This is a genomic window from Labrys okinawensis (assembly GCF_002982075.1).
GTDB classification, from domain to species: domain Bacteria; phylum Pseudomonadota; class Alphaproteobacteria; order Rhizobiales; family Labraceae; genus Labrys; species Labrys okinawensis_A.
In genome coordinates, this window is sequence record NZ_PUEJ01000016.1 from 112,026 (window position 1) to 119,877 (window position 7,852).

The window sequence follows — 7,852 nt, forward strand, 5'->3', positions numbered from 1 at the left end:
ACAACAAAAAGGGCGGCCCGGCGGGCCGCCCTTTCTGATTTGCAGCACTGGAAGCCCGCCTTACTCGGCGGCGGCTTCGCCTTCGGCCTTGGCCTTCTTTTCCAGATCCTCGCCGGTGGCCTGGTCGACGGCCTTCATCGACAGGCGCACCTTGCCGCGCTCGTCGAAGCCGAGCAGCTTGACCTTGACCTTGTCGCCTTCCTTGACCACGTCGGTGACCTTGTTCACGCGGTTCGCAGCCAGCTGCGAGATGTGAACCAGGCCGTCCTTGGCGCCGAAGAAGTTGACGAAGGCGCCGAAATCGGTGGTCTTGACCACGGTGCCGTCATAGATCGCATTGAGCTCGGGCTCGGAAGCGATCGACTTGATCCAGTTGATCGCGGCCTTGATCGCGGTACCCGAAGCCGAGGCGACCTTGATGGTGCCGTCGTCCTGGATGTCGATCTTGGCGCCGGTCTTTTCGACGATCTCGCGGATGACCTTGCCGCCCGAGCCGATCACTTCGCGGATCTTGTCGACCGGGATGGTGATCACTTCGATGCGCGGGGCATGCTCGCCGAGCTCGGCGCGGGCGCCGGACAGAGCCTTGGCCATCTCGCCGAGGATGTGGAGGCGGCCGCCCTTGGCCTGCTCCAGAGCGACCTTCATGATCTCTTCGGTGATACCGGCGATCTTGATGTCCATCTGCAGCGAGGTGATGCCGTTCTCGGTGCCGGCCACCTTGAAGTCCATGTCGCCGAGATGGTCCTCGTCACCCAGAATGTCGGAGAGCACGGCAAAGCGCTCGCCTTCCAGGATCAGGCCCATGGCGATACCCGCGACCGGGGCGCGCAGCGGCACGCCGGCATCCATCAGCGCCAGCGAGGTGCCGCAGACGGTGGCCATTGAGGAGGAACCGTTGGACTCGGTGATCTCCGAGACGACGCGGATGGTGTAGGGGAACTCGTGCTGCGGGGGCAGCATCGGGTGAACGGCGCGCCAGGCGAGCTTGCCGTGGCCGATCTCGCGGCGGCCGGGCGAGCCCATGCGGCCGGTCTCACCGACCGAGTAGGGCGGGAAGTTGTAATGAAGCAGGAAGCGCTCCTTGTAGGTGCCCTCCAGGCTGTCGATGAACTGCTCGTCGTCACCGGTGCCCAGCGTGGCGACGGCCAGGGCCTGCGTCTCGCCGCGGGTGAACAGGGCGGAGCCGTGGGTGCGCGGCAGGATGCCGGCTTCGGCCACGATCGGGCGGACCGTCTTGACGTCGCGGCCGTCGATGCGGGTGCCCTTGTCGAGGATGTTCCAGCGCACGACCTTGGCCTGCAGCTCGTGGAAGACCTCGGCGATCTCCTGCTTGGTGTAGGCCGGGTTTTCCTCGCCCTCGGGCAGGAAGTGGGCCACGACCTTGGCCTTGGCAGCATCGACGGCGGCATAGCGCTGCTGCTTGGCCGTGATCGAATAGGCGGCGCGCAGATCGGCCTCGACCACGCCGAGCATGGCCTTCTCCAGCTCCGAACGATCGGCCGGCTGGAAGTCGCGCGGCTCCTTGGCCGCCTTCTCGGCGAGGCGGATGATTGCCTCGATCACCGGCTGGAAGCCGGAATGGCCGAGCATCACGGCCTCGAGCATGGTCTGCTCGGAGAGCTCCTTGGCTTCCGATTCCACCATCAGCACAGCGTCGGCGGTGCCGGCGACCACGAGCTCGAGCGAGGATTCCTTCATCTCGTCGATCGTCGGGTTGAGCTTGAGCGCGCCGTTGATGTAGCCGACGCTGGCAGCGCCCACCGGGCCCATGAAGGGCACGCCGGAGAGCGTGAGGGCGGCCGAGGCGGCAACCATCGAGACGACGTCGGTGTCGTTGATCAGGTCATGCGACAGCACGGTGACGATGACCTGGGTGTCGTTGCGATAGCCGTCGACGAAGAGCGGGCGGATCGGGCGATCGATCAGACGGGAGATCAGGGTCTCGCGCTCGGACGGACGGCCTTCACGCTTGAAATAACCGCCGGGGATGCGGCCGGCCGCGAAGGCCTTTTCCTGGTAGTTGACGGTCAGCGGGAAGAAATCGACGCCGGCCTTCGGCTCCTTGGCCGAGACGACGGTGGCCAGTACCGTGGTGTCGCCATAGGTGGCAAGCACGGCGCCGTCGGCCTGACGGGCGATCTTGCCGGTTTCGAGGGTCAGCTTGCGGCCGGCCCATTCCAGCTCTTCGCGATAAATTGTGAACATTAAGGATCAATCCTACTCTTGTGGATCGACCGGACGAGGCAGGGCGTCAACCAATGGCGCCTGAAACAAAAGCGGCCATCGCAAGATGGCGGGAAGCATCCTGACGCTCAACGTCCGAGGGTTGCTTCCTGCGATCCTGCCATGGCCTGCTGCCTATCCGGTCTGTGGGCTTTCGCGCCGGCCCCATGCCGCCGCGTCCCGGTCTTGAAAGGGAACAGCCCGAAAGGCCTGGAGCCTTCCGGGCTTGATCGGTCTTAGCGGCGGATGCCGAGACGCTCGATGATCGACTTGTAGCGGGCTTCGTCGCGCGACTTGAGATAGTCGAGCAGCGAGCGGCGCAGAGCCACCATCTTGAGAAGGCCACGACGGGAGTGGTTGTCCTTCACATGCGACTTGAAATGGCCGGTCAGATTGGTGATGCGCTCGGTGAGGATCGCGATCTGGACTTCCGAGGAACCGGTATCACCGGCCTTGGAGCCATATTCCTTGATGAGCGCGGTCTTGCGCTCTTGGCTGATCGACATCGGGTCTTCCTTTCATGAAGCATCGCGGCGCGGAGCGCGCGATTGCCGGTACCGTCTTGCGACGAAAGGGCCATCTGGCCAGGATCGCCGTCCACCAGGGCCCGGCCGGGATGTCGTCCAGCGGGGTCGGCGGGGGCGGGCAAAATCCGGCACATCCGCGCCGGGATGCGGCCCTATAGTCGAAGCGCGCCCAAAAAGCCAGAAAAAAGCAAGCGCGGGTGAAACGCCGTTCGCTTAGGGAGACACCGCTCCGATTTGTCATAGCCGGGCTTGACCCGGCTATCCAGTCCCCCCGACGCAATCGAGCAAGAGGCCGGATTGCCGGGTCAAGCCCGGCAATGACAAAGGTCGTGCCAAATCCAAGACAGCGCAAGTGCGCCGCATCAAGCCCTCTGGCGAGGCTCCCTAAATTCCTTTAAGGCAAAGACGTGCCCCGTTCCACCCCCACCAGCCCCCTGCCCGGCAACAGGCCCGGCCGTTTCGGACTATCGGCCCGCCTGCTCGTCCTCACCATTCTGTTCGGCCTGCTGGCCGAGGTGCTGGTCTACCTGCCGGTGGTGGCCAATTATCGGCGCAACTGGCTCTCCAATCGCATCGCCTCCGCCATCACCGCGGCGCTGGTGCTGGAAGCGGCGCCCGACGGCATGGTTTCCGACGATCTCGCCCGGCAGATCCTCGCCTCGGTGGGCGCCAAGATGGTGGCGTTGAAGACCGACGACAGCAAGCGGCTGCTCGCTTCCTCCGACATGCCGCCCACCGTGGCCATCGCCACAGATCTGCGCAGCCTCACGGCGATGGAGGCGATCGGCGACGCGCTCGACACGCTGCTGGCGCCCAAGGGACGCTTCATCCGTGTGGTCGGCGATGCGCCCATGCACGGGCAATATGTCGAGATCGTCGTCGACGAGACGCCGCTCCAGCAGGGCATGTACGACTTCGCCCGGCGCTGGCTCGTGATCACGCTGGCCATTTCCACCATCACCGCCGGCCTGATCTATCTCACCCTGAGCCTGTTCATCGTGCGCCCGATGCGCCGACTCACCGGCGCCATGATGCGCTTTGCCGCCGACCCGGAGGATGAGGCGGGCGTGATCCGCACCTCCGGCCGCAGCGACGAAATCGGCGTGGCGGAACGCGAATTCGCCGCCATGCAGCGCCAGCTCCACGGCATGCTGCAGCAAAAGAGCCGGCTGGCGGCGCTGGGTCTCGCCGTTTCCAAGATCAATCACGACCTGCGCAACATGCTGGCGGCCGCGCAGCTGTTTTCCGACCGCCTGACCGAGACCGACGATCCCATCGTGCAGCGGCTGGCGCCGAAACTGATCCAGACCATCGGCCGGGCCATCGCCTTCTGCCAGTCGACGCTGTCCTACGGGCTCGCCTCCGAGCCGCTGCCCACGCGGCGGCGGATCGCACTCGCCCCTGTTGTCGCCGATACGCGCCAATTGCTCGGCCTCGGCGAGACGAACGATCGGCTGGCATGGGTCGAGACGCTGGAACCGGACCTGCAGATCGACGCCGACCCCGACCAGCTCTCGCGCGTCCTGCTCAATCTGTGCCGCAACGCCGTGCAGGCCCTGGAGGGCCATGTCACGCCCGACGCCTCGCCGAACCGGATCGAGATCAGCGGGCGGCGGAACGGCGCCGTGGTGATCATCGACGTGGCGGACAACGGCCCGGGGGTCTCGCTGAAAGCCGGCCAGAAGCTGTTCGAGGCCTTCTCAGGCTCGACACGCCCCGGCGGCTCCGGGCTCGGCCTGGCGATCGCCGCCGAGCTCGTGCGCGCCCATGGCGGCACGCTGGCGCTGATCGAACAGACGGCGGAGAGCAGCGGCGCGACGTTCCGGATCACCATACCCGACCGTCCGGCCTGACGGATCGGCACGCCGGTACCCTTCCCTGAAGGGGGAGGGTATTAACGGCACTCGTTAACCTGAGTTCGGGGCTGCGTCGGCGGCGCCCCGCGCATGGACGACCGCGGCGCGGCGCGCTATAGCGTTTTGCGATTAGACGGAGTCACCAAGAATGGCAAAGACGCGTCAGAACAATAAGCTAGAGCAAATAAGCGTTCACGCTTGAACGCGCTTTGCTCTAGAGTCGTGCCGGTCCCGTGTCGGGACGATCGCATTGGCGTGACGCTGGGGAGCTGGTCGCGCTCGACCAGAACCCCAATCGGGCAGGCTCATGAACAATATCAAGGGCAGCGGCGATGTCGGCAATCCCGTCGACATCAATGCCGTGCAGACCACACGCCGGATCGTCCTCAGCCTCCTCGGCGTACTCGGCTTCGTGGTGCTGCTGTTCACCGACTCGCTGTGGCAGGATGAGGCCGGCCACGGCTTCCACGAGACCATCGAAAGCGTCGGACTGGTGCTGATCGTGGTGGCCATCGTCGGGCGCACCTGGTGCTCCCTCTATATCGGCGGACGCAAGAAGCAGCTCATCGTCGAGGATGGCCCCTACTCGATCTGCCGCAATCCGCTCTACGTCTTCTCCTTCATCGGTGCCGCCGGGGCCGGGGCGCAGTTCGGCACTCTCACCACCACGGCGCTGGTTTTCACCATCACCGTGGTGATCTTCACCATCGTGACGCATAAGGAGGAACAGTTCCTCCACGACAAGTTCGGCGCGGTCTATGACGCCTATTGCGCCCGCGTCCCCCGCTTCGTACCGAATTTCGCGCTGTGGCGCTCGGTGCCGACGCTGGAGATCCAGACCTCGCTGGTGACGCGCACCTTTCTGGACGCCTGCCTGTTCCTGGCCGCCTTCCCGGTGGCCGAACTGGTCGAACTCCTGCAGAATCAAGGCTATCTGCCGATCTACCTGCTGGTGCCGTGAAGCATCGCATCCGGGGCGGGTCTTCGGAGCCTGGTTCAATCATTGCAAACAGAGCGGCGAAAGGCTCGGTTTTGTCATGCCCGGGCTTGTTCCGGGCATCCCGACACCGCCACTTGTCGAGATTGCCGCGCTGGATTGCCGGGACGAAGCCCGGCAATGGCAAAAGCCGAGTTTGACAGATTTTTCGGTCAGGCTCTTCGGACCCGCCTGCTGTCATTTTTGGAAAGAGGCGGTCTGAAGGCCCGCGCCTGCTGGAGCAAAGCGCATTCAGACGGATACGCCGCATTGCTGCAACTCTTTGATTGGACGCGTCTTTGCGATTCCTGGCGATTGCGCCAAGTCGCAAAACCCCTTGAGAGCCCAGCGCCTGCGCCGCCAGGAAAGCGTTGCACAGGCACCAAGTCCTGCGATATCGCTGGGATTTGCGGCTGCCGGACGGTCCGGCCCTCTCCTGGAGCAAAGCGCGTTTACACGGAAGCGCTCTTTTGCTCCCGCTCCTTGTTCGAACGCGTCTTTGCGATTTTCGGTGTCGCCACCACATCGCAAAATGCCATAGGTGTTTTCCATGCGTATCCTGGCCATCGACACAGCCCTCGAAGCCTGCTCGGCCAGCGTGTTCGATTCCGATGACGGCGCCATCGTCTCGCAGACATTGCCGATGGCGCGCGGCCAGGCCGAGGCGCTGATTCCGCTGGTGCGCGACGTCGTCGAGCGGGCGGGCGGGTTTTCCCTGATCGACCGCGTCGCCACCACGGTCGGGCCGGGATCCTTCACCGGGCTGCGCGTGGCCATTTCGGCCGCGCGGGCCTTCGCCCTGTCGCTGCGCGTGCCCTGCGTCGGCATTTCCACGCTGGCGGCGATCGCCGCGCCCCATATCGACGAGAATGACGGCCAGCACGTCGCCGTCGCCATCGATGCGCGCCATGGCCATGTCTATTTCGAACTCTTCTCCAATCGCGGCCGCAGCATCGTCGAGGCCGGCTGCATCCCGCTGCGCGAGGCGGCCCGCGTGCTCGGACCGGCGACGGTGAAGATGGCCGGGCCGGCCGCGCCGCTGCTGTTCGAGGAGGCCAAGGCCGCCGGCACGGCCGGCCAGATCGTCGATGCCAGCCCGGCGCCGGATATCGACTGGGTGGCCAGGCTCGGCCTGCTCGCCGACCCCGCCGACTCGCCGCCCAGGCCGACCTATCTCAAGCCCGCCGACGCGACGCCGCAGCAGAACGGTCAGATCGCACGGCAGTGAGGACAGGGCGATGAGCCTGCGAGCGCCGCGTTTCCAGGAGCGGACGAGGACGCCGTGCTCCCGGGAATGGCGGCCAATGATGAGGGAATGTCCATGAGCTGGTTCGGCCGCACACAGCCTCCCGTCATCGGCGACGCCAGGGCCGGCGATGCGGCGGGCCTGGCCGCCATCCACGCCTCGGGCTTCGAACGCGGCTGGGATGCGCATGAATTCGAACGCATGCTGGCCGACCGCCTGACGATCGCCCATATCGCCCGGCCGGGCGGCAAGGGAGCGCCGACGGGCTTTGCCCTGTCGCGCCTGGTGGTGGATGAGGCCGAGATCCTCACAATCGCCGTCGCGCCTGCCTCCCGCCGCGCGGGACTGGCGACCCTGTTGCTGCAGCACCATCTCGGACGGCTCGCGGCAGCAGGCGCGCACAAGGTCTTCCTGGAGGTCGCCGAAGACAATGTCGCCGCTCTTCGCCTCTATCGACGCCACGGCTTCGACGAGATCGCCAGGCGGCAGGCCTACTATGCCCGCGCCAAGGGACCGCCGGCGACGGCTGTCATCATGGAGCGGGCGTTGAGATGACCCCGTATGCGCGGCTACAGCATCGAACCTGATTTCTGAATCAGGCTCGATGCTGTAATTCCTTGTTGCCGCATCTTTTTTGCCGAAAACCGGTACCCACTTTTCGGCGCGATGCTCTAATCGCACCTTTTCTCTAGAGCATTATGAAATTAGGTTCGATCATATCCTGCGTTAGCAAAGAAATTCGCGCATTCGCTGGGTTTGGTCTGCTGCAAGATGTGCTGGATGGCGTGCGTGAGCTCATCGAGAGAACGAGCGGCGGCTTGGCGCAGCCAGTGTTTGAGTTTGGCGAAGAACTGCTCGATTGGGTTCAAATCGGGGGAGTATTTGGGCAGAAATAGCAGCTTTGCTCCTGCCTCTCGGATGGCTTGGCGTACCTGCTTTCCCTTGTGGGAGCCAAGATTGTCCATGACGACGATGTCGCCCGGCTTCAAGGTTGGAACCAGTTGGGTTTCCACATAGGTGC

General features: G+C 64.8%; 8 protein-coding genes. 4 read left to right on the forward strand and 4 right to left on the reverse strand.

Annotated features, from left to right (window positions below; translation table 11 throughout):
- Positions 1–60: 60 nt before the first annotated feature.
- Complete coding sequence (gene pnp / locus C5L14_RS29080) at positions 61–2,208, reverse strand: polyribonucleotide nucleotidyltransferase (protein WP_105865550.1); 2,148 nt, start codon at positions 2,206–2,208, stop codon at positions 61–63.
- Positions 2,209–2,462: 254 nt separating this feature from the next.
- Positions 2,463–2,732, reverse strand: a complete 270-nt coding sequence (gene rpsO, locus C5L14_RS29085) for a 30S ribosomal protein S15 (RefSeq protein WP_105865551.1) — start codon at positions 2,730–2,732, stop codon at positions 2,463–2,465.
- Positions 2,733–3,160: 428 nt separating this feature from the next.
- On the opposite strand from rpsO, the gene C5L14_RS29090 reads away from it, so the two are divergent.
- Entirely contained in the window at positions 3,161–4,606 is a 1,446-nt protein-coding gene (locus tag C5L14_RS29090) for a sensor histidine kinase (RefSeq protein ID WP_105865552.1), read from the forward strand.
- A 310-nt stretch (positions 4,607–4,916) separates the two neighbouring features.
- On the forward strand, positions 4,917–5,570 hold the full coding sequence (locus C5L14_RS29095; protein ID WP_105865553.1) for a methyltransferase family protein: 654 nt from the start codon (positions 4,917–4,919) through the stop codon (positions 5,568–5,570).
- Between the two features lie 267 nt (positions 5,571–5,837).
- On the opposite strand, the gene C5L14_RS30180 is transcribed toward C5L14_RS29095, so the two are convergent.
- Positions 5,838–6,137, reverse strand: coding sequence for a hypothetical protein (locus tag C5L14_RS30180; RefSeq protein WP_146127048.1), 300 nt, complete (start codon positions 6,135–6,137; stop codon positions 5,838–5,840).
- Between C5L14_RS30180 and tsaB the strand changes: the two genes are divergently transcribed.
- The gene (gene tsaB / locus C5L14_RS29100) at positions 6,136–6,813 is read left to right on the forward strand and encodes a tRNA (adenosine(37)-N6)-threonylcarbamoyltransferase complex dimerization subunit type 1 TsaB (protein ID WP_105865566.1); all 678 of its coding nucleotides are present in this window, start codon (positions 6,136–6,138) and stop codon (positions 6,811–6,813) included. The two genes, C5L14_RS30180 and tsaB, sit on opposite strands and share 2 nt — an antisense overlap.
- 93 nt (positions 6,814–6,906) lie before the next feature.
- The gene (rimI, locus tag C5L14_RS29105; protein WP_209433080.1) at positions 6,907–7,386 is read left to right on the forward strand and encodes a ribosomal protein S18-alanine N-acetyltransferase; all 480 of its coding nucleotides are present in this window, start codon (positions 6,907–6,909) and stop codon (positions 7,384–7,386) included.
- Between the two features lie 149 nt (positions 7,387–7,535).
- Here rimI and C5L14_RS29110 read toward each other — a convergent pair.
- On the reverse strand, positions 7,536–7,852 hold a 317-nt coding region (locus tag C5L14_RS29110; protein ID WP_146127008.1), incomplete at its 5' end, for a transposase.